The 26,106-nt window shown below is 67.0% G+C and carries 29 protein-coding genes and 1 tRNA gene; 13 read left to right on the plus strand and 17 right to left on the minus strand.

From position 1 onward, the window contains the following. Positions 1 to 86 precede the first annotated feature (86 nt). The 3 genes from NO978_RS11630 (at position 87) to NO978_RS11640 (ending at position 3,252) form a co-directional block, all read left to right on the plus strand. Entirely contained in the window at positions 87 to 1,064 is a 978-nt protein-coding gene (locus NO978_RS11630) for an ROK family protein (protein WP_257299758.1), read from the plus strand. A 124-nt stretch (positions 1,065 to 1,188) separates the two neighbouring features. Then, the gene (locus tag NO978_RS11635) at positions 1,189 to 2,739 is read left to right on the plus strand and encodes an LVIVD repeat-containing protein (protein ID WP_257299759.1); all 1,551 of its coding nucleotides are present in this window, start codon (positions 1,189 to 1,191) and stop codon (positions 2,737 to 2,739) included. 144 nt (positions 2,740 to 2,883) lie between these two features. Then, the gene (locus tag NO978_RS11640) at positions 2,884 to 3,252 is read left to right on the plus strand and encodes a NifU family protein (protein ID WP_257299760.1); all 369 of its coding nucleotides are present in this window, start codon (positions 2,884 to 2,886) and stop codon (positions 3,250 to 3,252) included. A 146-nt stretch (positions 3,253 to 3,398) separates the two neighbouring features. Here NO978_RS11640 and sepF read toward each other — a convergent pair whose 3' ends face one another. Then, entirely contained in the window at positions 3,399 to 3,758 is a 360-nt protein-coding gene (sepF, locus tag NO978_RS11645; RefSeq protein ID WP_256297957.1) for a cell division protein SepF, read from the minus strand. Between the two features lie 210 nt (positions 3,759 to 3,968). Here sepF and NO978_RS11650 point away from each other — a divergent pair, with 210 nt between their 5' ends. Beyond that, positions 3,969 to 5,777 (plus strand): S8 family serine peptidase, encoded by a 1,809-nt coding sequence (locus NO978_RS11650; protein ID WP_257299761.1) that lies wholly within the window; start codon positions 3,969 to 3,971, stop codon positions 5,775 to 5,777. An 86-nt stretch (positions 5,778 to 5,863) separates the two neighbouring features. Continuing rightward, positions 5,864 to 6,586 (plus strand): DUF1028 domain-containing protein, encoded by a 723-nt coding sequence (locus tag NO978_RS11655; protein WP_257299762.1) that lies wholly within the window; start codon positions 5,864 to 5,866, stop codon positions 6,584 to 6,586. Here NO978_RS11655 and NO978_RS11660 read toward each other — a convergent pair. After that, positions 6,583 to 7,062 (minus strand): RNA-binding protein, encoded by a 480-nt coding sequence (locus tag NO978_RS11660; RefSeq protein ID WP_257299763.1) that lies wholly within the window; start codon positions 7,060 to 7,062, stop codon positions 6,583 to 6,585. The two genes, NO978_RS11655 and NO978_RS11660, sit on opposite strands and share 4 nt — an antisense overlap. A gap of 129 nt (positions 7,063 to 7,191) precedes the next feature. Here NO978_RS11660 and NO978_RS11665 point away from each other — a divergent pair, with 129 nt between their 5' ends. The 3 genes from NO978_RS11665 to NO978_RS11675 all read left to right on the plus strand — a co-directional run bounded on the left by NO978_RS11665 (position 7,192) and on the right by NO978_RS11675 (position 9,094). Next, positions 7,192 to 7,482, plus strand: coding sequence for a hypothetical protein (locus NO978_RS11665; RefSeq protein WP_257299764.1), 291 nt, complete (start codon positions 7,192 to 7,194; stop codon positions 7,480 to 7,482). A gap of 63 nt (positions 7,483 to 7,545) precedes the next feature. Then, positions 7,546 to 8,841: a ribonuclease R family protein gene (locus tag NO978_RS11670; RefSeq protein ID WP_257299765.1), complete on the plus strand. Its 1,296-nt coding sequence runs from the start codon at positions 7,546 to 7,548 to the stop codon at positions 8,839 to 8,841. Positions 8,842 to 8,920: 79 nt separating this feature from the next. Then, on the plus strand, positions 8,921 to 9,094 hold the full coding sequence (locus tag NO978_RS11675) for a hypothetical protein (protein ID WP_257299766.1): 174 nt from the start codon (positions 8,921 to 8,923) through the stop codon (positions 9,092 to 9,094). A gap of 37 nt (positions 9,095 to 9,131) precedes the next feature. On the opposite strand, the gene NO978_RS11680 is transcribed toward NO978_RS11675, so the two are convergent. Then, complete coding sequence (locus NO978_RS11680; RefSeq protein ID WP_257299767.1) at positions 9,132 to 9,560, minus strand: hypothetical protein; 429 nt, start codon at positions 9,558 to 9,560, stop codon at positions 9,132 to 9,134. 106 nt (positions 9,561 to 9,666) lie between these two features. Here NO978_RS11680 and NO978_RS11685 point away from each other — a divergent pair, with 106 nt between their 5' ends. Both NO978_RS11685 and NO978_RS11690 read left to right on the plus strand, forming a co-directional pair. Further along, positions 9,667 to 9,900: a DUF2061 domain-containing protein gene (locus NO978_RS11685; RefSeq protein ID WP_257299768.1), complete on the plus strand. Its 234-nt coding sequence runs from the start codon at positions 9,667 to 9,669 to the stop codon at positions 9,898 to 9,900. 487 nt (positions 9,901 to 10,387) lie between these two features. Beyond that, positions 10,388 to 11,848 (plus strand): SipW-dependent-type signal peptide-containing protein, encoded by a 1,461-nt coding sequence (locus NO978_RS11690; RefSeq protein ID WP_257299769.1) that lies wholly within the window; start codon positions 10,388 to 10,390, stop codon positions 11,846 to 11,848. Between the two features lie 191 nt (positions 11,849 to 12,039). On the opposite strand, the gene NO978_RS11695 is transcribed toward NO978_RS11690, so the two are convergent. From NO978_RS11695 to NO978_RS11720, 6 genes are all read right to left on the minus strand, one after another. Beyond that, positions 12,040 to 12,111: transfer RNA gene (locus NO978_RS11695), tRNA-Ala, on the minus strand. A gap of 33 nt (positions 12,112 to 12,144) precedes the next feature. After that, a complete protein-coding gene (locus tag NO978_RS11700; RefSeq protein ID WP_257299770.1) occupies positions 12,145 to 12,789 on the minus strand; it encodes a rhomboid family intramembrane serine protease in 645 nt (214 codons plus the stop codon). Positions 12,790 to 12,884: 95 nt separating this feature from the next. After that, positions 12,885 to 13,193, minus strand: coding sequence for a 30S ribosomal protein S10 (rpsJ, locus tag NO978_RS11705; RefSeq protein WP_089733751.1), 309 nt, complete (start codon positions 13,191 to 13,193; stop codon positions 12,885 to 12,887). Positions 13,194 to 13,197: 4 nt separating this feature from the next. Then, complete coding sequence (tuf, locus tag NO978_RS11710; RefSeq protein WP_257299771.1) at positions 13,198 to 14,463, minus strand: translation elongation factor EF-1 subunit alpha; 1,266 nt, start codon at positions 14,461 to 14,463, stop codon at positions 13,198 to 13,200. A 146-nt stretch (positions 14,464 to 14,609) separates the two neighbouring features. Next, on the minus strand, positions 14,610 to 15,554 hold the full coding sequence (locus tag NO978_RS11715) for a homoserine dehydrogenase (RefSeq protein ID WP_257299772.1): 945 nt from the start codon (positions 15,552 to 15,554) through the stop codon (positions 14,610 to 14,612). Continuing rightward, on the minus strand, positions 15,551 to 16,081 hold the full coding sequence (locus NO978_RS11720; RefSeq protein WP_257299773.1) for an amino acid-binding protein: 531 nt from the start codon (positions 16,079 to 16,081) through the stop codon (positions 15,551 to 15,553). The genes NO978_RS11715 and NO978_RS11720 overlap by 4 nt, the downstream gene beginning before the upstream one ends. A gap of 169 nt (positions 16,082 to 16,250) precedes the next feature. Between NO978_RS11720 and NO978_RS11725 the strand changes: the two genes are divergently transcribed. Next, complete coding sequence (locus NO978_RS11725; protein WP_257299774.1) at positions 16,251 to 16,472, plus strand: hypothetical protein; 222 nt, start codon at positions 16,251 to 16,253, stop codon at positions 16,470 to 16,472. On the opposite strand, the gene NO978_RS11730 is transcribed toward NO978_RS11725, so the two are convergent. Both NO978_RS11730 and NO978_RS11735 read right to left on the minus strand, forming a co-directional pair. Beyond that, entirely contained in the window at positions 16,448 to 16,903 is a 456-nt protein-coding gene (locus NO978_RS11730) for a hypothetical protein (protein ID WP_257299775.1), read from the minus strand. The genes NO978_RS11725 and NO978_RS11730 overlap by 25 nt on opposite strands. A gap of 334 nt (positions 16,904 to 17,237) precedes the next feature. Next, the gene (locus NO978_RS11735; RefSeq protein WP_257299776.1) at positions 17,238 to 19,427 is read right to left on the minus strand and encodes an elongation factor EF-2; all 2,190 of its coding nucleotides are present in this window, start codon (positions 19,425 to 19,427) and stop codon (positions 17,238 to 17,240) included. 237 nt (positions 19,428 to 19,664) lie between these two features. On the opposite strand from NO978_RS11735, the gene NO978_RS11740 reads away from it, so the two are divergent. Continuing rightward, positions 19,665 to 20,417 carry a DUF5781 family protein gene (locus tag NO978_RS11740; protein WP_257299777.1) on the plus strand — a complete coding sequence of 251 codons (753 nt, stop codon included), beginning with the start codon at positions 19,665 to 19,667 and terminating at the stop codon, positions 20,415 to 20,417. Positions 20,418 to 20,522: 105 nt separating this feature from the next. Continuing rightward, positions 20,523 to 21,170 (plus strand): ferredoxin Fer, encoded by a 648-nt coding sequence (fer, locus tag NO978_RS11745; protein ID WP_257299778.1) that lies wholly within the window; start codon positions 20,523 to 20,525, stop codon positions 21,168 to 21,170. An 8-nt stretch (positions 21,171 to 21,178) separates the two neighbouring features. On the opposite strand, the gene NO978_RS11750 is transcribed toward fer, so the two are convergent. The 6 genes from NO978_RS11750 to NO978_RS11775 all read right to left on the minus strand — a co-directional run bounded on the left by NO978_RS11750 (position 21,179) and on the right by NO978_RS11775 (position 25,811). Next, on the minus strand, positions 21,179 to 21,904 hold the full coding sequence (locus NO978_RS11750; RefSeq protein WP_257299779.1) for an energy-coupling factor transporter transmembrane protein EcfT: 726 nt from the start codon (positions 21,902 to 21,904) through the stop codon (positions 21,179 to 21,181). Between the two features lie 12 nt (positions 21,905 to 21,916). After that, entirely contained in the window at positions 21,917 to 22,618 is a 702-nt protein-coding gene (locus NO978_RS11755; protein ID WP_257299780.1) for an energy-coupling factor ABC transporter ATP-binding protein, read from the minus strand. Next, positions 22,615 to 23,268 carry a biotin transporter BioY gene (locus NO978_RS11760; protein ID WP_257299781.1) on the minus strand — a complete coding sequence of 218 codons (654 nt, stop codon included), beginning with the start codon at positions 23,266 to 23,268 and terminating at the stop codon, positions 22,615 to 22,617. Before NO978_RS11760 ends, NO978_RS11755 begins: the two co-directional genes overlap by 4 nt. Positions 23,269 to 23,340: 72 nt before the next feature. Next, positions 23,341 to 24,669: a sorbosone dehydrogenase family protein gene (locus NO978_RS11765; RefSeq protein WP_257299782.1), complete on the minus strand. Its 1,329-nt coding sequence runs from the start codon at positions 24,667 to 24,669 to the stop codon at positions 23,341 to 23,343. 96 nt (positions 24,670 to 24,765) lie between these two features. Next, positions 24,766 to 25,380: a 30S ribosomal protein S7 gene (locus NO978_RS11770; protein WP_257299783.1), complete on the minus strand. Its 615-nt coding sequence runs from the start codon at positions 25,378 to 25,380 to the stop codon at positions 24,766 to 24,768. 2 nt (positions 25,381 to 25,382) lie between these two features. Beyond that, complete coding sequence (locus tag NO978_RS11775; protein WP_089733776.1) at positions 25,383 to 25,811, minus strand: 30S ribosomal protein S12; 429 nt, start codon at positions 25,809 to 25,811, stop codon at positions 25,383 to 25,385. Positions 25,812 to 26,106: the final 295 nt, after the last annotated feature.

Below are 26,106 nucleotides of genomic sequence, written 5' to 3' on the forward strand. Positions count from 1 at the left end.
CCGTGCCACATTCAGAGCCGCCAGCAGTACTCGAACGCGAGTAAATCTAACCGCTTAAGTGCCATCCCGTCCGTATCACTCGTAGCATGGCCACCTACGCGGGCGTCGACCTCGGCGCGACGAACGTCCGGGCGGTCGTCGGCGACGGCGACGCCCGCATCCTGGGGTCGCACCGAACGAGCACGCCACAGGGACCGACCGGAATCGCTGTGACAGAGGCGGTCCTGGACACCCTGAGGAACGCCTGTGCGGACGCCGGGGTCGACCCCACCAACGTCCGCTCCTGCGGCATCGGATCCATCGGTCCTCTCGACCTCGCCGAAGGTGCGGTCGAGGACCCGGCGAACCTCCCCGGCACGGTCGAGCGCATCCCGCTCTCGGGCCCCATCGGTCAGCTCATCGCCAGCGACCAGGTGTATCTCCACAACGACACCGCCGCCGGCGTCATCGGCGAGCGCTACCACGCCGACCGCAACCCCGACGACATGGCGTACATCACCATCTCGTCGGGTATCGGCGCGGGCGTCTGCGTCGACGGCGACGTCATCGCCGGCTGGGACGGCAACGCCGGCGAGGTCGGCCACTACGTCGTCGATCCACAGGGCCGGCTCACCTGTGGCTGCGGGAAGGACGGCCACTGGGAGGCGTACTGCTCGGGCAACAACATCCCGAACTACGCACGTCTGCTGGCCGAGGACGACCCCGAGGTCGACACCAGCCTCCCGCTCGACGACCCGCAGTTCACCGCGAAGGACGTGTTCGACGCCGTCGGCGAGGACGCGTTCGCCGACCACGTCGTCGACCAGCTCGCGCACTGGAACACCATCGGCGTCAGCAACGTCGTCCACTCGTTCGCCCCCATCGTCGTCTACATCGGCGGCGCTGTCGCGCTCCACAACACCGAGCTCGTCCTCGACCCCATCCGCGAGCGCATCGACGAGATGGTGATGACGAACGTCCCGGACATCCAGCTCACCACGCTCGGCGACGACGTCGTGGTCAAAGGTGCGCTGGCCAGCGCTCTCACCGGTGGGACCGGTGACAGGTCACGGACACGTCGCTGACACGACCGTGGAATCGGCACGGCCGGCCCGACGACCCTCTCCCCTTTCGACGCGCGAACTAGTAACAAAAAGACATCTTTGAGCTTCCTGAACCTTTAGTTAGAGTAGCTCGTTGGGTGGGGGTATGGAGCGAAGAGATGTACTCCGTGCGGGTGCAGGCGCGCTCGCGCTGGGTGCGGTCGGAGGAACAGTTTCCGCAGCAGGACAGCAGGACGCGTACGAGCCACTCGGCAGCGTCGACATCGAAGGCACGATGGAGGTCGCACCGAGCGAGGACGGCCAGTTCGCGTTCGTCGCGACCGGCGACGGCTTCGTCTCGGTCGACATCTCGGACGAGGCGAATCCGAGCATCGCCTTCGAGGACCACGCCCTGCTCGCGGACCGCGACGCCGGACCGATGCAGGCCGTCGCCGACGTGAAGGTCGACGGCGACCGCCTGCTCGTGGTCGGCCCCAACCAGCCCGGCGATGTCATCAAGGCCGCACTGCTCTACGACATCAGCGACCCGGCCAACCCCGAGCAGGTGGCGGTCAAGACCGTCGACCACTCCATCCACAACAGCTTCTTCGTGGACGGCTACGCCTACCTGACCAACGGCGACCGGTTCCGCATCATGGACACCTCGAACGACGAGTTCAGCGCCGTGTCCGAGTGGGGAATCCACCAGACTGCGGACATCTGGAGCGAGGTCAACGCCAACTTCCGGAACGTCCACGACCTGTGGGTGCAGGGCGACTACGCGTACCTCGCGAACTGGGATGCCGGGACCGTCATCGTCGACATCTCCGACAAGGAGAACCCCTCGATGGTCAGCCGACTCGGCGGCGCGGACCCGCAGAAGCTGGCACAGGTCCGACGCCAGGACCTCACGGCCATCTTCTACCAGCCGCCGGGCAACGACCACTACGTCACGGTCGACGAGAACGCGGAGACGCTGTACGTCGGCGCGGAGTCCTGGGATGCCAACCCCGACGACGACCGCCGCGGTGCGAGCGGCATCGACGTCTGGGACATCTCCGACAAGGCCAGTCCCGAGAAGCTCACCACCATCCACGCGCCCGGCTCGGAGAACGAAGGTTTCCAGGGACAGTTCACCACCTCGCACAACTTCTCCCTCTACCGGGACCGCCTCTACACCTCCTGGTACTACGGCGGCGTGATGGTCCACGACATCACCGACCCCGCCAACCCGGAGCGCATCGCCTGGTGGCGCGACCCCAACAACACCCAGTTCTGGGGCGCGAAGTACGCCCGTTCGAACGGCCCGGATGCACAGGGAGCGTTCGTCGCCGGCAACATGGGGCCCGGACAGGCCACCGGCGGCCTCTACGTCTTCCCCGATACCGACGGTGAGATGGCGGAACCGCCGGGCGTGTTCACCGCACCGGAGGAGACCAGCATGGTCACGAGCGTCGACTGGCCGGACTACGTCGAGAGCGAGAGCCCGAACACGGCGACTCAGACACCCACCGAGACGCCGACTGAGACCCCGACCGCAACGCCGACCGAGAGCGGCACGACAGCGATGGAGGGGACGACCGAGATGAACGACACCACCGCCGGGACGACCGAGAGCAGTGACGACGGCGGCTCGCCCGGCTTCGGCGCAGTCACCGCCCTCGCAGGCCTCGGCCTCGGTGCCGCGCGCTTCCTCCGTAGCGACGACGGAGAGTAGGGAGGGTTCGAGCGCGGGCCGGAACTGCTGCCAGGAACCACCGCGGGCCGTGCCGCGGGAACGGGGTTCCTCACGGTCGTTCCTGTCGAATCGTGCGACAGAGACCCAAAGCTTTCTCACCGTCCGAGTGCCTAGGAGTGAACGATGAGTACCGACGCGGCTGAGACGGACGATGCGCTCGCCGAGCGGGTAGAGCAGTGGCTGGCGCGGGAAATGCCGATCATCCAGATGCACGGCGGGACCAGTTCCGTGCGGCGGGCCGACCTCGAGACCGGTGAGGTCGTCGTCGAACTCGGCGGCGGCTGTTCGGGCTGTGGCGTCGCCGACATCACCACGGGTAACATCGAGGCGGAGCTGCTGCAGTGGCCCGAGATCGAGGAGGTGACGGTGCGGGTACCCGAGAGCGGCGAGTCACTCGGCGTCGACCAGGCCGAGTCCATCATGGGCGTCGACCGGACCGAGGGTGGCCGTGGCGACTGGGGCTCCTCGAACCCCGGCAAGGACCACCTCTGAACTGCGCAGTCGCTGTCAGCAGTGGCGAACAGGCGGTGCATCAGCTCCCGCGCGGGGCGCACCGCACGCCCGCCCAGACCGCCGCGCGGCCGAGTCGTGGCTGACGCTGGCTCTGGGTGCGGCTTCGCTGATAAAGGCTGGTTCGCTCAGTCGCGGCCGAGCTTCTCGCGGCTGATCTTCACGCCCGTCGGCGTGACGATGAGCTGGTCGTCTCCCTTCTGGACGATGTCGCCGTCGACCTCCTGGGCGACCTGTCGCAGTTCGTCGACGATGTGTTCGACCGTCCTGTCCTCCGTGCGCAGGCGTGTGATGTCCGCGATGACGAGGTCGCCGTCGTAGACGGCGTCCTTGATATCGATCGCATCGGCCTGCCCGGCGACCTCGGCGATGTGAACCTCCATCGCCGCGTCGCCCGAGACCGTATCGAAGTCGTCGAGGTCGAGTTCGAGATAGTCCTCGGTGCTGTGAGAGTTGTTCCCGCCGAGGATCTTGCTCATGAGGCCCATAAGTGTCTACCTGCGGTGGCGAGCGTTTAGTTCTTACGTCAGACACGGTCGGCGTCGCCGGAGTTACGGGGGAGAGTGCGAACCGCCCAGTCCTGGCGATAGCGGACATCGTTTTGGAAACAGCCCACTATAGACAGATATTGCTCTTTATCTAATACTTGTGCCAGGTATAGTTAATTATTTAATCCATGGTGCACGACATCGGGCCGCATGGTCAGAGACACCAATGGCGTTTCCCGACGGAAATTATTGAAAGGAGTCGGTGCTGGACTGGCGGCGACGACGATGGCGGGCGAGGTCGTCGCGGGCGAGGGCGCACAGGACGTAATCGTGGGCGTCTCCGACGACCACGGACTCCAGACCGCCCGGGAGCAGGCGTCGTCGGTCAGACACGAGTTCGACTTCGACGAGGTCGGGCAGGCCGTCGCGGGACGGTTCCCCAGCGAGGCCCTACAGGGGCTGCAGAACAACCCGCACGTCCGGTACGTCGAGGCCGATAGCGAGTACCACGCGCTCGCCCAGACGCTCTCGTGGGGAGTCGACCGCGTCGACGCCGACGTGCTACACAGCAACGGTGACACCGGCAGCGGGGCCGACATCGCCATCCTCGACACGGGTATCGACAGCGACCACCCCGACCTGGCCGACAACATCCAGGGCGGGAAGTGCTTCACCGACAACTGCTGTGGCGAGGCCGGCGGGGGCGGCGGCCCGTTCGGCTGTGACACGAACAACAACGACTGCCCCAACGCCTGGGACGACGACAACGACCACGGCACACACTGTGCCGGTATCGCCGACGCCGTCGACAACACCGAGGGTGTCGTCGGTGTCTCCACACAGGCGAACCTCTGGGCGGGCAAGGTGCTCGACGGCTGTGGCTCGGGCTCCCTCTCGGCCATCGCGGCCGGCATCGAATGGGCCGCCGACCAGGGCTTCGACGTGGCGTCGATGTCGCTCGGTGCGTCCTCGGGCGATCAGACCCTACAGGACGCGGTGCAGTACGCCGCGAACAACGGGCTGCTGATGGTCGCGGCGGCTGGGAACGACGGGCCCTGTTCGGACTGCGTGGGCTACCCCGCGGCGTACTCCGAGGTCGTCGCGGTCTCGTCGACGGCCAGCGACGACAGCCTCTCGGACTTCTCCTCGACCGGTCCCGAGGTCGAGCTCGCGGCACCCGGTACCGACATCTACTCCACGGTTCCGAGCGGCTACGCGACGTTCTCGGGCACGTCGATGGCGTGTCCGCACGTCTCCGGCACCGCCGCACAGGTGATGGCAACCGGTGCGACCGCCTCCGAGGCCCGCACGATTCTCCAGAACAGCGCCGAAGACATCGGCCTCGCCGGGAACGAGCAGGGCTACGGCCTGGTCGACGCCGAGAACGCGGTCGCGGCCGCCGGCGGTGGAGGCGGTGGCGACGCCGCACCCAGCGTCTCCTGGGTGAACCCCGCGGACGGCAGTACCGTCAGCGACACCGTCGCCATCCAGATCAGCGCCTCGGACGCCGAGGACAGCGACGACTCCCTGACGGTGGAGTGGAGCGTCGACGGCGAGACGGCACAGACGGCGTCGTACAACAGCACGTCCGGCTACTACGAGGCCAGCTGGGACAGCACCGGCGTCGCGGACGGCGACCACGCCGTGTCGGCGACGGCGACCGACTCCGCCGGCAACACCAGCAGTTCGTCTATCACGGTGACGACGGACAACAGCAGCAGCGGGAGCACGGCACCCGCCATCGACCAGTTCGGTATCAGCAACCGAAGCAACGGTGGCTGGGCCCGCTTCGAGGTGAACTGGGCCGTTTCGGACGCCGACGGCGACCTGGCCTCGGTCGGCCTCGTCCTCGACCAGAACGGCACCGCCGACTCGGCGAGCGCCAGCGTGAGCGGCGCCAGCGCGTCCGGCTCGACCCGGCTGCAGGAGAAGAAGGGCTCGGGCAGCTACGACATCACGCTGACCGTGACCGACGCGGCCGGCAACACGACGAGTCAGACGAAGACCGTCACAGCCTGACGGCGCTGGACCGACCGCACCGAGAGGACGACCGCATCGACTTCCGGCACACCGGCTTTTTTGCTCGGCTCGCTCCAGTTCCCGGTATGACGTTCAGCATCTGCGTCCACGAGACGTACACCGACGACGACGGCGAGGAACAGGACCGCTTCGGCGTGGCGGTCACGACCCGGCTCCCCGGCGTCGGGACGCTCTGCCCGTTCGCCAGCGAGTCCGGTGCGGTGGCCACACAGAGCCTCGTCAACGTCGAACTCGGGCGGAAGGGCATCGAGTACGTGGACGACGGCCTCGCCGTCGAGGACGCCCTCCAGTCGCTCCTGAACGCCGACGAGGGTGCCGAGAACCGCCAGCTCCACGGCGTCGACGCCGAGGGAACCTTCGTCTTCTCGGGCGAGGAGTGTAAGGGCTGGTACGGGCACATCGAGGGTGAGGGCTACACCGTCGCGGGCAACCTGCTGACCGGCGAGGCCGTCATCGACGCCGTCGCCGACGAGTACGAATCGAGCCGCGACGAGGACCGCCCGCTCGCCGAGCGACTCGTCGACGCCCTGGCCGCGGGCCACGAGCAGGGCGGCGACAAGCGCGAGGAGCTACGCGTCCAGAGCGCGGCGCTCCTCGTCGAGTCGACCGGGGAGCGGGTCGTCGACCCGTACTACGAGGACCTGCGGGTCGATGCGACGGAGACGCCCATCGCGGACCTGCGAGAGACGTACGAGTACGCCGTCGAGGGGTACGAGGAGGCGATGGAGCTGTACGAGGACGCCTACGACGAGGACGGACTCGACTCGGTCGACGGGGACGAAGACTAGCCCGAGAACTGGAAGAGGTCGTCGCCGACGTGGTGGATGGACTCGACGACCTTGCCGGAGTCGCCGGCCATGTCCTCGCCGTCGACCTTCGCGCGGCCGACCGCGAGCACCTTGCCGTGGGTCTCCTCGGCGATGACGACGAGATCGCCCGGCGCGATGTCCGAGGTGGCCTCGACGATGCCGGGCCGCATCACGTCGGCGCCGTCGGAGACGAAGGAGATGGCACCGGCGTCGACGGTGACGACGCGGCTGGTCGGTTCGGTCGCGTTCGCACCCGCGACGGTGAGGAACGGTTCGTCGTCGACGTAGAAGACGGCGGGCTCGCCGTCGACGAGGACGACGTCGAACTCGCTGTCCTCGAACTCGACCAGTTCGTACGTGTCGCCGTCGAGGTCGACGCCGAGTGCGTCGGCCACGGCGCTCTCGACCTCCCTCACGTCGTCGCTACGGAGGTGGTGTCGGGACTTCACCTGCATACCCCAACCCTCCACCGGGAGCCGCATAAACCGGTCGTTCTCGGCGAGCGGTCGAGACGGCCTGCTGCACTTAAACAGGGTGAGAAACCCGCGGCAACGTCTTTATAGGTGCCCCCCGTTGCCAAAACCATGTGGGGTGCCCGGCGAGACGGCGACGACGACCCCGTGACGTGCATCGCGTGCGGCGACGAGGTCCCTCGCGACGACGCCCGCGAGTACGACAAACACGGCAACCGGTGGGAGCGCACGGACAAGGAGTTCGAGTACCTCTGCAAGCCCTGCGACCGGGCGTGCTGTCACCAGCCGCGGAAGGGGCTGGAGTGCATGCTGATCGACCTCGGCGCCGGCCAGGTGTCCCAGGAGGAGTTCCTCGCCCGGTTCCACGACGCGACCGTCGAGGCGCAAGAGCAGTCTGACTGAGAGACCGGCCCGCGACGCGGACGCCCCGATACGTTTTCCCGTCCCCCCCTCGTAGCCCGGCCCATGACCGACGACGCCAGCGCGCAGGCCGCCGCGGGCACCGCCGAAGGGCAGGGCCCGGTCGAGATCGACGAGGAGCTCGCGCGCCACCTGGAGAACAAACGCGAGGAGCTGTTCGAGAAGTTCGAGATCGCCGACGCGTTCCCGCCGGAGGTACTGGAGGAGGCCGAAGAGCGGACCGAGGGCGTCCAGCAGGAGATAGAGGACGAGCTGGACGAGCGCGAGGACCTCCGTGACCTGACGACGTGGACGACCGACCCCGTCGACGCACAGGACTTCGACGACGCCATCGCCATCCGCGAGAACGAGGAGACGTACACGCTGTGGGTCCACATCGCCGACGTCTCCCACTACGTCCACCCGGAGAGCGCGATGTGGAAGGAGGCCGTCGAGCGCGGCAACACCGTCTACCTCCCGGCGTACACCATCCACATGCTGCCGCCGACGCTCGCCGAGACCGTCTGCTCGCTGGTCCCCGAAGAGGACCGCCTGGCCCACACCGTCGAGATGGAGCTCGACAAGGAGCACCTGAGCTACGAGTCCATCGACATCTACAAGTCCGTCATCCACTCGAACGAGCGGCTCACCTACACGCAGACCGAGGACCGCCTCGACGAGCCGGACGCCGACCTGCACGACGAGATCTCACTGGTGTTCGACGTGGCCGACCGGATGCACGAGCAGCGCAAGGAGGACGGCTCCCTCGTGCTCAACCCGCGTCGGGACCGCGCCCACACCATCATCGAGGAGTGCATGCTGAAGGCGAACAAGGCCGTCACGCACGAGCTGATGTGGAACCGCGGCGTCGAGGCGATGTACCGCGTCCACCCGCAGCCGACCCCCGACGAGTGGGACAAGGCCCTCGTCGAGATCCAGGACCTGGACGGCGTGAGCATCCCGGGCGACTCCTGGGACGACCCCCGGATGGCAGTCAACGCGACGCTCGAACAGGCACCCGGCCGCCAGCTCGGGAAGATCCAGTGGGCCGTGATGAAGGTCATGCCCCGGGCGAAGTACATGAGCGACCCCTTCGGCGGCCACCACGCGCTCAACTTCGACATCTACGGCCACTTCACGAGCCCCATCCGCCGGCTCTCCGACCTCATCAACCACTGGATCGTCTACACGAACGACGTTCCCGAGGACCTCGCCGCGCTCTGTTCGCGCGCCTCCGACAAGCAGAAGGCCGCCGAACAGTGCGAGCGCGAGTACAAGGGATTCCTCCAGGAGGTCGGCCTCGACCCCGACGCGGTCAACAACCGCGGTATCGAGGTCGTCGACGACCCCGACGAGGAGTGACGAACACGTCGACACCCACGTGACCACCCCCGACACGACCGGCGGTATCTCTATCCTCGATGCGGTCGTACCGGCAACTATGTACCGTATCGTACTCCCGGAAGGTGTCATCGAGTGCGACGACTACGAACACGTCGAGCACGGCGTCGAGTGCTACGTGGACGGCTCGTTCGCCGCGTTCGTCCCCTACGAGAACTGCTACGCGCTCGTCGACGAGGAGGTCGTCGACGGCGACGAGCGCTCGATCTGGTAGCCGCGTGGTCGTCGGACGGTTCGGGTAGTCGGACAGCTCAGGCCGTCGGCGGACGCCGGGCGGGCACCGTCCGCCGGACCGTGGCGTACGCGACGACGGCCGCGAGGAGCACGGACGCCGGCAGTCCGAACACGAGGACGGCGATGCCGAGCTCGCCCACGTCGAAGACGACGGCGGCGGTCCCGAGCGGAACGACGACCAGACACGTCGCGACCGCGACGACCGCCGCACGGTACGCTGCGACGGCGCCGGCGTCCAGCGTCCCGACACGGCGGCGCTCACGGTAGCGTAGCGTCGCCACTGTCGCGAGGAGTGCGGTTGCCCCGACGGTGACCGCGACCGGCGCACCGACCAACAGCGACGGCCAGATGTACGGGTCGATCACCGCGGTGACCGCGATTCCCGTCGCGAGGAAGGCGAGTAGTCCGACGGCGACGCTGACGAGGGTCTTCGAGAGTGTGCTCATTCCCGTCTAGACGGCTGCTCGGGCGATATACCCGTACGCTGCTTCCCGCCCCACGGGAACGGAGCCACCCAAACGGTCATGCTAACTCCTCACGTAGATAGCCGACATGGGCGCGTTCTCCTCGCTGCTCGCCCGAACGCCGAACCAGCTCCGCTCGCGTGCCATCGTCAAGACGCTGCTGTACCGGGTGCTGATGGTCGTCATCACCATCGTGGTCGCCTTCGCAGTGACCGACGACGTGCTGGCCTCGGTGAACATCGGGCTGGTGACCAACATCGTCAAGACAGGGACGTACTACGGCTACGAACGCCTCTGGGACCGCATCGCCTGGGGCGTCTGAACGTGAGCAGCACCGCTCGCTGGGGATGCGGGTGTCCCGTAGAACGTCTCACTATGAACCCTTATCACGAGAAGTACTTAAACGACCCCTGCTGGCCGGGCCGGTTCCACGACTGACGTGGAGTCGGCGTCGTTCCGACGGACCGGAACGGTTGCGGAGTTCCACGGGCACTTCGGATACACCCACCTCCGCTGGGATGGGTAACATCCATCGTCCGCCGGCACCGCCACTCGCACTGATTCCGCCCCCGATTCCACTCGTGGGACCGCCGAAACTACCGATTATCGCATTACTGCGTCGGGTGTCGACCACCGTCTCAGGGTAGTGCTGCGGCCCGGGACGCGTTCCTATTGGCGGATTTGAAAGTCACGTTCGTTTCAATTTCGCCGTTGGACGGTGACGTGTCGCCGTATAACTACGGGGGTACTGGTGTTCGTTTCACTCAACCGAACTGTCCCACACGTCGGGAGTTCGGAGGTAACTACCAATGACTGACGAACACACGACCGGACTGACGCGGCGACGCATCCTCGGCGGCATCGGCGCCGTCGGGGTCGCCTCCGTCGGAGCTGGACTGGGAACGAGCGCGTACTTCAGCGACACCGAATCGTTCGAGGGCAACACTCTCACCGCGGGCGAGCTGGACCTCAAGGTCGGCTGGCAGCAGGTGTACTACGGGCCGAACGGATTGGAGGACCCTGAAGGGCCGATACGCCCACGGACCGACGACCTCGGAGAGTTCGTGAACGCCCACCCGGATCACGACGGCGACGCCGAGCAGTCGGTTGACACCGGCGACGGCGTCGTCAACTGGAACGACGGGGGGGCAACGGGCGAAGATACCGACGTGACGGACGTTATCAGCTGCGGCAACATCGACGAGAACTACGCGGACGACTACGGTGACCAGGAGACCCTCGTCGCACTCGACGACGTGAAGCCTGGTGACGGCGGCCAGATAACGTTCAACCTCTGTCTCTGTGACAACCCGGGCTACATCTGGCTCACGCTCGCGAACTTCACCGAGGGCGAGAACGACATCACCGAACCCGAGGGGGAAGTCGACAGCACGCCCGCCGACGGCGAACTCGCCGAGAACATGCACGTCGACATCTCCCTCGACGAGAACTGCAACTCGCGGAACGACGACGAGGACACCACGGTCTGGAGCGGGACCCTCGCGGAGGCCCGTGAGGAGGTCGAGACCGGCTCCAACGGCCTGCTCCTCTCGGAGGACTGCTTCGAGGGCGGGGAGTGCCACTGCGTCAACGTCGGCTGGAACGTGTCCGAGGACGTCGGCAACGTCATCCAGACCGACTCCGTCGGCTTCGACATCGGCTTCTACACCGAGCAGTGCCGGCACAACCCCGAGCCGTGCCCCTGCCTGAGCGACGAGTTCGTCGTCGAGGCCGGCGGCGAGCAGCACTGCGTCACCGCCGTCGAGGACGATATGACCGTCGAGGAGTTCTACAACTACAGTCCGCACCGGGCGGGCGACGACGCTCTCGGCTACACCGAGAGCGACCGCAGCCAGCTGTTCCTCTACCGGAACACCAACACGGGTGACACCAGCCTCGTGATGCTTCACGATACCGTTGACGATGGCAGCGGTGGCGCGGTCACCTTCGAGTTCGACTTCGCGGGCATCACGCCCGGCAGCTGGAGCGTTCAGGACGACTCTGGGGACACCTACCAGACTGACAGCGGCGTCATCTCACAGGCGGACTGGTCGTGGGCCGACGCCCCGACGGACGGTGGAGCCATTCCCGTCGACGATGACCCGTTCAAGATCGACATCACGCCCGCGTTCAACGACGATGCCGACCGCGACCCGCTCAACGAGGGCGATATCGACTCCTGGGTCGCCCTCTCCGGCGACGACACCGTCGTCGACCTGCCGATGGACGAACCCGTCAGCATCTACCCGTGCGATGGGAGTGATCTCTGAGGCGTAGTGGACACCCATCACCGGGTGCCCTATCATCGACACATCCCATCCGCCATTTAAGTTATTCTTGCGACAACGGCTCGTAGTGAGACGTTCTGCGGGAGTCCGTGCCTCCGAGCGACAGCGCTCTTCTGGGACGTAGTCCACCGCCGAGGCGCGTGGCTCTCGATGTAGTCCGTCGAAAATCGGGATGGACTTGCTGGGATTTGAACCCAGGGCCTCTTCCTTGCGAAGGAAGCGATCTACCGCTGATCTACAAGCCCGCGAACGCATCCAGTTCTTGCCAGTGGTGCGTATTAGTACCTTTCCTTTCGGGAGCCGTGCGGGGCCGAGTGTGACACCGCGAGCAGGTTCGCGCGGCCGGCCGCGAGCCCGACGAGGAAGCCGGTGAAGTGGGCGAACAGGGCGACGCCGGGTGCACCGGTCGCGACTGTCACGACGAGCGCGACGACGAGGAACGTGGTGTACTCGACCCAGTCGGGGATGTCGAGGTTCCGGAGCAGGCTGTCGGTGACCCGGTTCCCGCCGAGGACGTAGCCGTACAGCGCGAAGACGGCTCCGCTGGCCCCGAGGACGCCGGCCGACTTGCCGACCCCGAGGCTCGCGAAGAAGCCACTCAAGAGCACCTGCGAGAGCCCGGCGATGGCGCCTGTCCCCACGAAGAAGAGGTGAAAGCGCAGGCGTGTCGTGTAGCGTTCGAGGATGAACCCGGCGAGTACGAGTGCGACCGTGTTCGACAGAAGGTGGCCGAGGCCGTCGTGGGCGTAGACGCTCGTGACGAACGTCCACGGCTGTGACACCGGCGAGTCGAGGACGAACAGGAAGACGTAGACGGGTTTCCACGCGCCGAGGAACCCGAAGACACCCTTCACCAGACCCTGGAAGGCGAAGACCACGGCGAAAACGACGAGCGTGTCGAGCGTCGGGCTGCCGCGGGACATAGATTCAGACGGGTCCTGCAGCTACTAAACTGACGGGGTCGACCGCGCGTCGACCGACGGCGCTGCGCGAGAGAGAGTAGCCGTCGGCAGCGTCCTCAGTCCTCGAGGACGATTTCGATGCTGACGTCGTTCGGCACCTGAATCCGCATGAGCTGACGAAGTGCGCGTTCGTCGGCGTCGAGGTCGATCAGGCGCTTGTGGACGCGCATCTCCCAGTGCTCCCAGGTCGCAGTCCCCTCACCGTCGGGAGACTTGCGAGTCGGAATCTCCAGCGTCTTGGTCGGGAGCGGGATCGGGCCCGACAGCGAGACGCCGGTCTTGTTCGCGATCTCGCGAACGTCGTCGCAGATGTTGTCGAGGTCGTCGGGGCTGGTGCCCGCGAGACGGACGCGTGCCTGTTGCATCTGTTTACTTCTCGTTGACGCTCAGGACCTGGCCTGCGGCGATGGTCTGGCCCATGTCGCGCACCGCGAAGCTGCCGAGCTCGGAAATCTCGCCGGCCGGCTCGATGCTGAGGGGCTTTTGCGGGCGAACGGTGACCTTCGCCGCGTCACCGGACTGGATGAAGTCGGGGTTCTCCTCCGCGACCTCGCCCGATGCCGGGTCGATCTTGGCGTCGAGGCTCTCGATGGTACACGCGACCTGTGCGGTGTGTGCGTGGAAGACCGGCGTGTAGCCGGCCGTGATGACGCTCGGGTGCTGCATCACGACGACCTGTGCCTTGAAGGTCTCGGCGACCGTCGGCGGTTCGTCGGCGGGGCCACAGACGTCGCCACGGCGGATGTCGTCCTTGCCGATGCCGCGGACGTTGAACCCGACGTTGTCACCGGGCTCGGCCTTGGGGACCTCCTCGTGGTGCATCTCGATGGTCTTGACCTCGCCACCCACGTCGCTGGGCTGGAAGGAGACCATGTCGCCCATGTTCATCGTCCCGGTCTCGATACGTCCGACGGGGACGGTACCGATGCCGGAGATGGTGTAGACGTCCTGAATCGGCAGGCGGAGCGGCGCGTCCGTCGGCGGCTCCGGCTCCGGCAGGCTGTTGAGTGCCTCGAGGAGGATCTCGCCGTCGTACCAGTCCATGTTGCCGGACCGCTCGGCGATGTTGTCGCCCTCGAAGGCGGAAATCGGGATGTACGTGGCGTCGTCGGAGCGGAACTGAACCTGCTTCAGGAGCTTGTTGACCTCCTCCTTGACACCCTCGTACTTGTCCTCGCCGTAGTCGACGATGTCCATCTTGTTGACACCGATGATGAGCTCGCCGATACCCAGCGTGCGGGCCAGGAAGACGTGCTCTCGGGTCTGGGGCGCGACACCGTCGTCTGCCGCGACGACGAGCACTGCGTTGTCGGCCTGCGAGGCGCCCGTGATCATGTTCTTGACGAAGTCACGGTGGCCCGGACAGTCGACGATAGTGAAGTTGTACTCGTCGGTGTCGAACTCCTGGTGGGCGATGTCGATGGTGACACCACGCTCGCGCTCCTCGGCGAGGTTGTCCATGACGTAGGCGAACTCGAAGCCGCCCTTGCCCTTCTCTTCTGCTTCCTCTCGGTACTGCTCGATTACGTGTTCCGGGACGCTCCCCGTCTCGAAGAGGAGTCGTCCGACAAGTGTGCTCTTGCCGTGGTCGACGTGGCCGATGATAGCCAGGTTCTGGTGTGGTTTGTCGCTCATTGTTGTATCTCACGCGCAGAGGCGCTGTGTGGGAATCTTTCGGCAGAAACGGTTAAAACCATTTCGATACGGACTCCTACCCAGCCTGTCGCCGTCTTGCGTTTTGTGTCACACCGACACACGGTCTCCCCGTCTCGGAGGGCGATTCAACGGTCCAGCCGGGCGACGTCCGCGAGCACCGCACTCGCGGTCTCGTCGCCACCGGCACCGCGACCGCGGAGCGCGAGCGACCCCGCGTGCGTCGTCTCCAGCTGGACGATGTTCTCGGTCCCGCCGACCGCGAGCGGACTGTCCATCGACACGAGTCGCGGGCCGACACGGATTCCGGTGGGCGTCGCCTCGCCGACGAGGCGGACCGTGCGTCCGTCCTCCTGGGCCAGCGAGAGCGCGCTCGGTGGGATGTCGACGATGCCCGACACCTCGGCGTCTGCGAGCGTGTACGATCCGTCACCGAGGACGTTCGCGAGGATGACGCACTTGAGCGCGGCGTCGGTCCCCTCCACGTCGAAGGCCGGGTCGGCCTCGGCGACACCGAGGTCCTGTGCCTCCGCGAGCACGTGTTCGTAGTCCAGTCCCTCGGCGGCCATCCGGGAGAGGATGAAGTTCGCCGTTCCGTTGAGTACGCCACGAACGGCCGTCACCTGTGCCGGGCCGTAGTCCGCGATGGTACCGAGCACCGGGATCGCACCAGCGACGGTCGCCTCGAACAGCACCTCGCCATCGCTCTCGTCCTCGAGCCGGCGAACATCGCCGTACCGCTCCGCGACCGGCCCCTTGTTCGCGAGCACGACGTGTCTGTCCCGGTCGAGTGCCCGGCGGACGTGGGAGAACCCCGGTTCCGCGTCGCCGAGCGTCGTCGGCGTCGCCTCGACAAGTGCGTCGTACTCGGCCGCGAGCGCCTCCCCGGGGTCCGCGGCGCCGACGCTGCCCCGCGCGGACTTCCGCGAGAGCACCGCCTCGGCGCCGAGCCCGTCGCTGTCGACGGCCGCACCACTCGAGTCAGCAACGGCGGTGACTGTGTGTCCGTACTCGCCGGCCATCCGGACGACGGAACGGCCGACCGCGCCCGCACCGACGACTGCGAGCTTCATCGCTCACCCTCCACGAGCGGCTCCACGACCTGCAGTCCCTTCCGGTCGGCCACGTCACGGACGACTGACAGCACCTCGCTGACCTGCGGCGGGTCGACCGCGAGCCGGAGGCGCGCACTCGACTGCTCGTCGGTGCCCGCCGGCGCGTCGAGCGAGAAGTCCGCCACCGACGCCCCGCTGCAGGACTCGACCGTCGCCAGGGTATCGGAGAGGTCCGTGTCGACCAGGTGACCGACGAGTAGCAGCGTCACCTCCTCCGCGTAGCCGTCCTCGCCGGCCTGCGTGACCGTCACGCCGGCGTCGCGCAGGCCCGCCACGATGTCGTCGAACCGTCCCGGTGAACACTCCAGGTCCACCTCGACCGGGATGTTCCCCCGCGGTGTCAGGTTGCCGCGCTCGTGGAACACCGACAGGAGGTTGCCGCCGTTCTCGGCGACGGGTCTGAGCGCACGCATCAGCTCGCCGGGCTCGTCGACGAGCTCCAGTCGAACCGTGTACGTCCGCCGCGTCTCGGCTACATCAGCCACCGCGCTCACCCGACACCGGGCGTCGTCGCTTCATGTGTCGTCTGTTCGCCGGGGCGGACATAAGCCTTCAGCCACGTGCAAGTCTCACCACTGTCGTGCCCGCACGACTCGGCCACACGCCTCATACCGGGTTCGGTGGCTTCTTGCCCTGTCACCCGAAATTTCGAGTATGTCCACCGCTCGTCAGATGGTCGAAGTCGTGGTCGCGAGCGCCCTCGCCGTCGTCGGCATCCTGCTCACTGGACTCGTCGCGTCGGACTCGTTGACTCAGACCGTCGGCATCATCATCGCCTGTGGCTACTACTTCTCCCGGTATCCGTGGGGCTCCCGCCAGCCGGATGGCATCAACGACCGCATCGACTCGTTCTACGACCGCGTGCTGCCGTTCTGAGCCGTCGAACACTCGTGGCCGGTCGTGGCGAACGTCGAGACGCCGCCGTCGTCTCCCACTCGAATCAACAGCACGTAACACGGCTCGTCGCCGAGGTCCGCCGTTCTAACCCGCTCCCGCTCGCCACCGTCGACCGCGTACTCGACGGTGAGCGCACCCTCGACCGCGTCGAACCCGCCGGTCAGGACCCTACCCGTCGCCTCGCCCTCCGATGCGGCGTCCAGCGACACGGCGCGTTGGTACATCGTCTCGCCGTCGTCGACCACCGTCACCCGCACGTCGTGGGCGCGGTCGTGGCTGTTTCGGAGCTCGACCGCGCCGAGTCGCGGTGGCTCGTCCTCATCGTCCGAACCGCCGAGACAGCCGCCGAGAACCACGAAACTTCCCGCAACCGAGCCGAGCACCCGTCGTCTGGAGGGCAGACGTTCCATTGGTGATGGCACTGGGCCCTGCCTGATAAGCGTCCGCCCTGAATTCGCGTGTCGGGTCGTCCGGGACGTCGTCTGCCGAATCAACCGGGCGGCGCGCGGCTGTCTCGGGATCGTAAGCGGTTCGCGTGACCAGCGAGAGCGTGCTCTCGCGACAGCGAGTCGCAGACGGCGAGCGAACAGGGACTTTCCGGCCGGTTTGGGGTTCGAGCAGTTTCGACGATAGACGGGACTCTCTGGCTGCTCCAGCCGCCAACCACCCTCACAAACCACAGGAGTCGGAGCTACTCCTGAAAGGAGCAAAGAACCGCAGAAGAAACCGAAAGAAGCCGAACGGTTAGTCGAGGTAGTCGGCGCCCTCGGGCAGCTCCAGCTTCATCCCCTTGCGCTCGCGAATCTCCATGATCTTGCCCTTCTGGAGCGAGTCGGACATGAACTCGAAGCCGGCGTTCTCGGTGTTCCACGACGCGCGACCCTCCGTCGCGGAGCGGATGTCCGAGGAGAAGCCGATCATCTCGTCGACGGGCGCGATGCCCTCGACGACCATGAGGTCACCCTCCTGGTACATGTCGTCGACGCGGCCACGGCGGCCCTGAATCTCGCCGGAGGCGGCACCCATGTGCTCGTTGGGCACGTCGATGCGGACGTCCTGCATCGGCTCCAGCAGCGCGACGCCGGAGTGGATGAGGGCACGGTGGACGGCGTTCCGGACTGCCGGGATGACCTGTGCCGGACCGCGGTGGATGGTGTCCTCGTGCAGGCGGGCGTCCTTCAGGCGAAGGAGCGAGCCCTGGACCGGCTCGGCGGCGAGCGGGCCGTCCTCGAGGGCCTCCTCCAGACCCTCGATGACGAGCTCCATCGTCTCGTTGAGGTGCTGGATACCCTTCGTGTCGTCGAGCAGGATGTTGGTGCCGTAGATGTGCTCGACGTTCTGGGAGGAGTCCTTGTCCATGCCGGCCTCCTGCAGGGCCTCGCGGCGCTCCTGCTCGGGCATGTCCATGGAGACCTCGCCGAGGCGGATCTTCTCGACGATCTCCTCGTTCATCGGTTCGAGGGTGAGGTAGAACCGGTTGTGGCGGTTCGGCGAGATACCCTCGACCTCCTCGGTCGCCTGGCGCGGCGCTTCGCGGTAGACGACGATGGGCTCACCGGTCGAGACCGGGATGCCCTGGTTGCGCTCGATGCGCTGGGTGATGACTTCGAGGTGGAGTTCGCCCTGCCCGGAGATGAGGTGCTCGCCGGTGTCCTCGTTGATCTCGATCTGGATGGTCGGGTCCTCCTTGGAGACCTGACGGAGCGTCTCGATGAGCTTCGGCAGGTCGTCCATGCTCTTCGCCTCGACGGACTTCGTGATGACGGGCTCGGAGATGTGCTCGATGGACTCGAACGGTGTCATCTCGACGGAGGAGACGGTGGAGCCGGCGATGGCGTCGCGCAGACCGGTGACGGCCGCGATGTTGCCTGCCGGGACGTGTTCGACCTCCTCACGCTCGCCGCCCATGTAGATCCCGACGGACTGGATGCGGTTCTTGCCCGCAGTGCCGGAGACGTAGAGCTCCTGGCCCTTCTCGACGGTGCCGGAGAAGACGCGACCGGTCGCAATCTCGCCGGCGTGGGGGTCCATCCCGATGTCGGTGACCATCATGACGACCTCGCCGTCGTCGTCGACGAGCTGCATCTGCTCTGCGATGTCGAGCTCGTCGTCGCCACGCCAGATGCGCGGGATACGACGGGGCTGGGCGTCGAGCGGGTTCGGGAAGTGCTCGACGACCATGTCGAGGACGACGTTCGACAGCGGCGTCTTCTCGTGGAGCTCCTGCCGCTGGTCGGACCGCTCCATGTCGATGATGTCGCCGAAGTCGAGGCCGGTGCGCTGCATCGAGTTGACGGAGACGCCCCACATGTACAGTGCGGAGCCGAACGCGACGGTGCCGTCCTCGACGGAGACGGTCCAGTCGTCGACGTCGTCCATCTCCTCGGTCATGCCGCGGATGAGCTCGTTGACGTCGGCGATGACCTTCTGGAGACGCTCCTGCATCTCCTGGGGGCCCTCCTGAAGCTCGCTGATGAGGCGGTCGACCTTGTTGATGAACAGGGCCGGCTTGACACCCTCGCGGAGTGCCTGCCGGACGACGGTCTCGGTCTGGGGCATCGCGCCCTCGACGGCGTCGACGACGACGAGCGCACCGTCGACCGCGCGCATCGCACGGGTGACGTCGCCACCGAAGTCGACGTGGCCGGGCGTGTCGATGAGGTTGATGAGGTGGTTCCGGTCGTCGTACTCGTGGGTCATCGAGACGTTCGCCGCGTCGATGGTGATCCCACGCTCCTGCTCGTCCTCCTCGGTGTCCATCATGAGCTTGGTCGCCTCACCTTCGTCGGCGATCATGCCCGTACCCGCGAGGAGGTTGTCTGTGAGCGTCGTCTTACCGTGGTCGACGTGTGCGGCGATGGCGATGTTCCGGATCTGGTCCGGCTCGTCCATCAGTCGCTCGCACTCGTCGACGATCTTCTTGCGTCTACCCATTGGTGCCTGATACCGGCACAAGGTTCAAAAGGGTAGTGTTTTCAGTCGGGGCGGAACCCGACGAATAGGCGGTCGTTGTCCCACGATTCGTCCGTTCGTGGGACAACTGTACACACGATTCTCGCCGGTGCGACAGCTCCGAATCGTCGTCACCCCGTCCCGACGGCGCGGGAAATTACGGCAACGGGTACCACAGCCACAACGCTCATACCCACGAGAACCCTGATACAGATGAACATGGAGGTTCGCGTGCAGGACGGCGGACCGACCGCCCCCTTCCTCAGCGCCAGGGACGTCTTCGAGACCGTCTGCGACCTCGAACTGCCGGTTCGAGTCCAGGTCAGGGAGAATCCGGACGAGCGGACGTGGACAGGCCACTACGACGACCACCACGTCCTCAACATCTCGAGACGGGCGGCGACGAGCGCGATGGCTCGCGAGCTCGCGCTCCACGAGTTCGCCCACATGGTCCGGTACGAGGAGTCGCATCCGTCGCACACCCAGTCGACGGACGAGGCGTTGTTCCTGGGGCTCGCGGGCAACAGCGTCGAGCGCCACAAGGTCGCCCAGTGCTACCAGATCGCGAATCACATGAAGGACATCTACGCAGACGACATCACGATGCGCGTCGCCTCGGCCGAGAAGCTGGTGTCCTTCCTCGAATCCGGACTCGCCGCCGCTGTCGCCGACCAGCCTCGGCCGTTCCGCGGTGGCCTCGTCCCCGCCAATCCCGGTTCCGACCCCGATATCACGGCGGTCAACGCCGCGTTCGCGCTGGCACTCGTCGAGCGCCACGACCTCGCCGGCCCCGACCACCGGCTGTACGACCTCGCCGCCGCCGCCGCGAGCGACGCCCCCGACGTCAGCCTCGAGGAGTTCAAGAGCCGGTTCGTCTCCCTCGTCGACGACCCGACCGAGAGCGAGTACCGCAAGGCACTCGTCGACGTGACGCGGGCGTTCGCGCTCGGCGGGCAGCAGGCCGCGGACTGATATCCGGATCACCAGTCACCCCGCGACAACGTCTCACGAGGAGTCGCCCCAGCAGGCCTTGCTGAGTGGGAGAGACTTATTACGCTGATATCGCTAGCGGTACGCGTGCCCTCGCCGTTCGACGTGTTGCAGGTCGACGCCGACGCCGACGAGCAGACAGTGCACCAGGCGTACCGCCGTCGGGTGAAGGAGGCCCATCCGGACCAGGGCGGATCCGCACAGGAGTTCCAGCTGGTCCAGTCGGCCTACGAGACCATCGTCGAGGGCAGCGCCGACAGCTGGTACGAGACGAACGGGACAGACGAGCCGGCGACGGCGGCGGAGTCCGCGCCGGAGCCCGAGCAGGACCCGAACGTGTCCGTCGAGTACCTCGACTACGAGGCGGTCGTGGCGAACGGCTGGGAGCTCGGCGACGACGAGCTGTTCCAGAAGGCACGACGGGCGGGGCTCGACGAGGACGCGTACGGCGAGCTGACGGTCGAGCCCGGCGACTACCTGCTGGAGGCCGCGGAGGACGAGGGGTTCGAGTGGCCGTTCTCGTGTCGCGGCGGCGCGTGTGCGAACTGCGCGGTGCTGGTCGTCGACGGCGAGATGGAGATGACCGTCGACAACGTGCTCTCGGCCGACCTCGTCACACAGGGAATCCAGCTCTCCTGTATCGGAACCCCCGTGAGCGACGACCTCAGGGTCGTCTTCAACGTGAAGGACCTGCCGGGGCTGGAGGAGCTCCAGCTGCCGTCCCGGATGAACTGACCCGGTTCTCAGGGCCAGAGTCCGAGCAGCACCGCGAGCCCCGCGACCGCCAGCCCGCCGCCGAGGAGCGAGACGACCGCGTCGGCGGCCGTGAACCGGAAGCGGGGCGGTGTGGGCTCCCACGAGAAACAGCGCGCTCTGAGCGCCAGCGCCAGCCGGTCCGCGCGCTCGAACGCCCGGACGAGTCCGAGACGGCCGAGCCGGCCGAGGCGGTCGGTCACCGGGCGCTCGCCGCCGAGACGGGCACGCATGGCGGTCCGGGCGGCGGTCAGGTCACGGCGGAGCACCGGCAGGAACCGGGCGGTGAGCGCGACGCCGACGCCGAGCAGGCGGCCCGCGTTCCCCGGGACGTATCGCTGGATGGTCGCCCGCGTCTCGCGGATGGGCGTCGTGCGGACGTAGGCCGCGCCGACGAACAGTACGAGGCCGACGCGGCTCACGGCGAGCGACGGGGCGACCGCCCGCCCGGGGGTGAGTCGGAGCGGCGAGAGCGCGACCAGGTCGATGGCGGGGCCGCTGAACAGGAGCACGAACACGAACCAGTAGGTGCGGACGACCGCGACGGGGCTGGTCCGGGACCCAAGGAGCGCGAGCGCGGCCACGACCACCACCGCGGCGAGCCAGCGCGGCGTCGGGCTCGCGAACGCGGCGATGGCGAAGCCGAACTGGAACAGCAGCTTCGAGCGGGCGTCGAGTCGGTGGGCGAACGTTCCTCCGGGTGTGTAGCTGATCATCGGTGGCAGTGGTCACGACGGCACGTCGACGGCCACGTCGGCGAGCGCGTCGCGCACCGAGTCGGGCGGGCCGTCGGCGACGATGCGACCGTCCGCGAGCGCGACGACGCGGTCTGCGGTGTCGAACCACTCGCGGAGGTCGTGGGTGACGACGACGACGCTGGTCCCGTCGGCGTGCAGGGCCGTGAGGCGGGAGCGGACGGAGTCGCGGCCGGTCGCGTCCAGTCCGGCGAGCGGTTCGTCGAGTATCAGGTGCGCCGGCTCCATCGCCAGCGCGCCCGCGATGGCGACCCGGGCCTCCTCACCGCCGGAGAGCTCGTCGACGCGCTCGTCCGCACGACCGGCCATCCCGACCGCCTCGAGGGCGTCGGCGACCCGGGCGTCCACCGCCTCGCGATCGAGGCCCAGGTTCTCGGGGCCGAAGGCCACGTCCGCGCCGACCGTCGCGGCGACGAGCTGGTCGCGAGGGTGCTGGAACACCATGCCGACGCGGGTGCGGGCACGCACGAGGTTCTCGTGGACGGGCGTGCCGTCGACGGTGACGGTGCCCGAGTCGGGTTCGAGCAGGCCGTTGCACTGTCGGACGAGCGTCGTCTTCCCGCTGCCGTTCGCACCGACGACGAGGACGAACTCGCCGTCCCCGACGGTCGTCGAAACCCCGTCCAGCACGCGGGTATCGCCGTAGCTGTGCGAGAGGTCCTCGACGCGGATCATTCGACGAGTGCGTCGAGTTCGCCGCTGCGGACGATGCCGAGCGTCGCGAGTATCTTCAGCACGTCGCCGGGGAGGAAGATGGCCGCGCCGACGACGACGGCCTGGGGCATGCTCACGGTCGGCCCCGACAGCGCGACGAACGGCGGGTCGAGCGGGACCGCCATCGCCGCCGAGAGCGAGTAGTCCGTGGTCTCGGCGAGCCACGGCACCCCCACCGCGTAGATGACAGTGATACCAGCGAGTAACGCGAGTGACTGCCGCCAGGTGGGGACCGCCGACGGCCGCTTCGCGTCGAGGCCGCCGTGGGCGAGCAGCCCGATGACCACCGCCGCGAGGACGTAGCCGACGAGGTAGCCGCCGGTCGGGCCGAGCACGACTCCGAGTCCGCCGGAGGCGCTCGAGAACACGGGCACCCCGGCCGCGCCGGTGAGCACGTACAGCAGCATCGAGAGGCCGCCCCACCGTGCGCCGAGCAACAGTCCCGCTGCGTACACCCCGAACGGCTGGAACGAGATCGGTGCCGGGAGTCCCGGGACGGGAATCGATATCTGTGCGAGCGCGGCCGTCAGCGCAGCGACGACCGCCGCCAGAGCGAGTCGTTCGACCGTCTCGTCGGCGACGAGGTCGACCGATTCGTGCGAGTCCGACATACGTCCCGAATGTCCGTCAACCAGTAATAGCGTGCCGGTTTACAGCCGGCGAGGGACCAGTGAGCCGCCCGTTCAGACCTGTCGGAGGCGGATGAGTCGGTCGCCGTTGTCCTTGGGGAAGTCGCCCTCGGCGCGGCCGTCGCGGTTGCACGTGATGAAGTAGAGGTCGCCGTCGGGCCCCTGTTCGACGTGGCGGATTCGGCCGAACTCGTCCTCGAACAGGTGGTGCGAGGTGGCGACGTAGCCGTTGTCCAGCCAGTCCGCGTCGTGCCGTTTCCCGTTCCCGACCGGGGGCAGGTCGCCGTCCGGTGGCGAGAGCGTCACGACGTTGATGCGCTGGCTCCACAGCCCCCCGACCAGCAGTCGGTTCTGGAGGCCCGGGACGCTCTCGCCGGTGTAGAAGACGCCACCGCTCGGTGCCCACGAGGTGTTCGCTCCCGTGTGCGCGACCGGTCGATTGTAGTCGCTGCCGGGGTACTCCTCGGCCGTGCGGACTTCCGGCCAGCCGCCGTTCCAGCCGGGGGAGATCAGGCTCACCTCGTCCTGTGCGGTCTGTCCGTGCTCGGACACGACCGGCGTCGCGTCCGGCAGCCACGTGATCGTCTGGGGGTTCCGGTGGCCCAGCGAGAAGACCCGGCCGTCGCCAGCCTCGGTGTTCCCCTCGACCGGGTCGCCCGAGGCGGTGATGCGGAGCACCTTCCCGCCCAGCGACTCTGTGCTCTGGCTGTTCTCCGCGGTCCCGCCGTCACCCGTCGTGACCCAGAGGTGGCCCTCGGGGCCGAACGCGATGCGGCCGCCATCGTGGTAGCTCTCGCCGGGGATGCCTTCGACGAGCGTCGTCACCGTCGACGCCGGGTCGTCCGCGGACGCGTCGAACGACGCCACCTTGTTCTTCTCCGTCCCGCCATCCATGTACGTGTAGTAGGCGTACACCAGCGGTGGGTCCGGGTAGTCCGGGTGCGCAGCGACGCCGAGCAGGCCGCCTTCACCGCCCTCGACCCACCAGGTCTGCTCGTCGGGGCTGTCGATGGAGCCCGCGTCGATGGCCTCGTCCGGCTCGACCACGTCGACCACGTCCCCGGACTCGAACTTCCGAATGTTGCCGGTGCGCTCGGTCAGGAACAGCTCGTCTTCACCGGTAAACGAGATGTCCCACGGGATATCGAGGTTCTCGACCAGCACTTCCGTCTCGTACTCGTAGTCGAGAGGGGAGTCCGTCGGCGGCTCCCAGTCCTCGTCGTACTTCGGCCACTCGTCCTGTTCGACTGTCGGGTCGTACGCCGAGGTCGGCGGATCGGTCGGCGTGCCGCCACTACCAGTGACATCCGAGAGACAGCCGGCCAGACCGGCCGCCGCAGCCGCCGCGAGGAACTGGCGGCGGGATGGAGGGTTCGGTGCCATACCAGGTGCTATCGACAGGATAGGTAAATACTTCGTGCTATCCGGCCGCCGAGCCGGTGGCTCCGGGCGTGGCGAGAACGGGAGATAGAGAGAGCGTTAGCGTGCCGCGGCCGCGACGCGTTCCTTCTCTTCCTTCTGGCTGACGGCGTACGTCTGGACGTCGTAGTTCGCCGCGCCGACGAGCTGGTTGGCCAGCGCCTCGGCGGCGGACGTCGGGGTCTTGAACGAGTCCTTGTAGACACCGTCGGTCAGGAACAGCAGGGCCTGGTCGACGCGGCGCTGCGGCGCGACGTCGACGGCCTTCGGGACCGAGATGCCACCGTACTTCAGGCGAACGGTCTCCTCGCGGGGTGCCGCGTTCTCGACGGCGGTCACGAGCACCTGGATCGGGTTCTCGTCGGTGCGCTCGTGGATCTGCTCGAAGCCATCGCGGACGATCTGGATCGCCTTCTGCTTCTTGCCGGTGTTCTCCTCCGTCTGCATCAGACGGTTGATGAGTCGCTCGACGATGGAGATCTCGGACTTCTTGAACTGCTTCGAGGAGTGCCGACCCATCGTGTGCGCGACCGGCGTCACCGAGATGTAGCGCTCGGTGGACGGGTCGTTGTACTCGATGTCGGTCACGTCCCACGCGCCGAACAGCTGGGCGCGTGCGCCCTCGTCGTCGGTTCCCGCCGGCTTGTCCGGCTCGGGTGTGTCTTCGGCCGACATGGTTAGCGCACCGGCTTCTCCGCGTTCCCGCGGACGAGTTCGAGCATTGCGACGCCGTTGACCTTCTCGACCTTGTAGTTCACGCCGGAGAGGTCACCCATCGCGCGACCCTTCGCCCCACCGATACCGGCGATGGTGACTTCGTCGTGCTCGTCGATGAACGAGATGGCACCGTCGCCCGGGCAGAACGCCGTGACCTGCTTGCCGTTCTTGATCAGCTGGACACGAACACACTTCCGGATCGCGGAGTTCGGCTGCTTCGCTTCGATGCCGACCTTCTCCAGTACGATACCTCGACCCTGGGGCGCGCCCTCGAGCGGGTCGGACTTCTTGCGAAGTCCGCGCTCGCGTCGAGCGTACTCAGAGTCGGACCACCGGTGATTCTGGCGGTCCTTCTTGAGCTTGCGCGCGGCGTATTTGCCGTTCGCCATAGTACCAGTCGCTATCTTACGGAGGCACTTAAGCCCACCCTTTTGACCCCGCGAGTTACGGCTCCAGCGAGCGCGAGAGGGGTCGAAGGAGGAATCTGAGGCCGTTTCGGGGTTCGAAGTTACGCGCTCTACGCGCTCCTTATCTCGAAAGCGCTTCGCAGACCCGTTCGTTTGGGGTTTCGTCGTGTTCGGGTGTGCTGGTTGGTGTGCTGTCTGTATTCTCGTGATGTGAGCGGTAGTTCGGTGGGAGAACAGTTGGAGACACCAGCAGCCAGAGTGCGGGATTTTCTGGCTG

This window comes from Haloarchaeobius sp. FL176, from assembly GCF_024609245.1.
GTDB lineage: Archaea > Halobacteriota > Halobacteria > Halobacteriales > Natrialbaceae > Haloarchaeobius.

Coding starts and splice junctions, on each gene's coding strand:
- tuf (WP_257299771.1), bottom strand. CDS start 14,463: ATGAGCGACAAACCACACCAGAACCTGGCTATCATCGGCCACGTCGAC.
- NO978_RS11665 (WP_257299764.1), top strand. CDS start 7,192: ATGTGGGGTGCCCGGCGAGACGGCGACGACGACCCCGTGACGTGCATC.
- NO978_RS11770 (WP_257299783.1), bottom strand. CDS start 25,380: ATGTCGGCCGAAGACACACCCGAGCCGGACAAGCCGGCGGGAACCGAC.
- NO978_RS11650 (WP_257299761.1), top strand. CDS start 3,969: ATGGTCAGAGACACCAATGGCGTTTCCCGACGGAAATTATTGAAAGGA.
- sepF (WP_256297957.1), bottom strand. CDS start 3,758: ATGGGCCTCATGAGCAAGATCCTCGGCGGGAACAACTCTCACAGCACC.
- NO978_RS11735 (WP_257299776.1), bottom strand. CDS start 19,427: ATGGGTAGACGCAAGAAGATCGTCGACGAGTGCGAGCGACTGATGGAC.
- NO978_RS11750 (WP_257299779.1), bottom strand. CDS start 21,904: ATGATCAGCTACACACCCGGAGGAACGTTCGCCCACCGACTCGACGCC.
- NO978_RS11670 (WP_257299765.1), top strand. CDS start 7,546: ATGACCGACGACGCCAGCGCGCAGGCCGCCGCGGGCACCGCCGAAGGG.
- NO978_RS11760 (WP_257299781.1), bottom strand. CDS start 23,268: ATGTCGGACTCGCACGAATCGGTCGACCTCGTCGCCGACGAGACGGTC.
- NO978_RS11715 (WP_257299772.1), bottom strand. CDS start 15,554: ATGAAGCTCGCAGTCGTCGGTGCGGGCGCGGTCGGCCGTTCCGTCGTC.
- NO978_RS11775 (WP_089733776.1), bottom strand. CDS start 25,811: ATGGCGAACGGCAAATACGCCGCGCGCAAGCTCAAGAAGGACCGCCAG.
- NO978_RS11630 (WP_257299758.1), top strand. CDS start 87: ATGGCCACCTACGCGGGCGTCGACCTCGGCGCGACGAACGTCCGGGCG.
- NO978_RS11655 (WP_257299762.1), top strand. CDS start 5,864: ATGACGTTCAGCATCTGCGTCCACGAGACGTACACCGACGACGACGGC.
- NO978_RS11685 (WP_257299768.1), top strand. CDS start 9,667: ATGGGCGCGTTCTCCTCGCTGCTCGCCCGAACGCCGAACCAGCTCCGC.
- NO978_RS11755 (WP_257299780.1), bottom strand. CDS start 22,618: ATGATCCGCGTCGAGGACCTCTCGCACAGCTACGGCGATACCCGCGTG.
- NO978_RS11640 (WP_257299760.1), top strand. CDS start 2,884: ATGAGTACCGACGCGGCTGAGACGGACGATGCGCTCGCCGAGCGGGTA.
- NO978_RS11765 (WP_257299782.1), bottom strand. CDS start 24,669: ATGGCACCGAACCCTCCATCCCGCCGCCAGTTCCTCGCGGCGGCTGCG.
- NO978_RS11635 (WP_257299759.1), top strand. CDS start 1,189: ATGGAGCGAAGAGATGTACTCCGTGCGGGTGCAGGCGCGCTCGCGCTG.
- NO978_RS11660 (WP_257299763.1), bottom strand. CDS start 7,062: ATGCAGGTGAAGTCCCGACACCACCTCCGTAGCGACGACGTGAGGGAG.
- NO978_RS11690 (WP_257299769.1), top strand. CDS start 10,388: ATGACTGACGAACACACGACCGGACTGACGCGGCGACGCATCCTCGGC.
- NO978_RS11740 (WP_257299777.1), top strand. CDS start 19,665: ATGGAGGTTCGCGTGCAGGACGGCGGACCGACCGCCCCCTTCCTCAGC.
- NO978_RS11730 (WP_257299775.1), bottom strand. CDS start 16,903: ATGGAACGTCTGCCCTCCAGACGACGGGTGCTCGGCTCGGTTGCGGGA.
- NO978_RS11725 (WP_257299774.1), top strand. CDS start 16,251: ATGTCCACCGCTCGTCAGATGGTCGAAGTCGTGGTCGCGAGCGCCCTC.
- rpsJ (WP_089733751.1), bottom strand. CDS start 13,193: ATGCAACAGGCACGCGTCCGTCTCGCGGGCACCAGCCCCGACGACCTC.
- NO978_RS11700 (WP_257299770.1), bottom strand. CDS start 12,789: ATGTCCCGCGGCAGCCCGACGCTCGACACGCTCGTCGTTTTCGCCGTG.
- NO978_RS11680 (WP_257299767.1), bottom strand. CDS start 9,560: ATGAGCACACTCTCGAAGACCCTCGTCAGCGTCGCCGTCGGACTACTC.
- NO978_RS11675 (WP_257299766.1), top strand. CDS start 8,921: ATGTACCGTATCGTACTCCCGGAAGGTGTCATCGAGTGCGACGACTAC.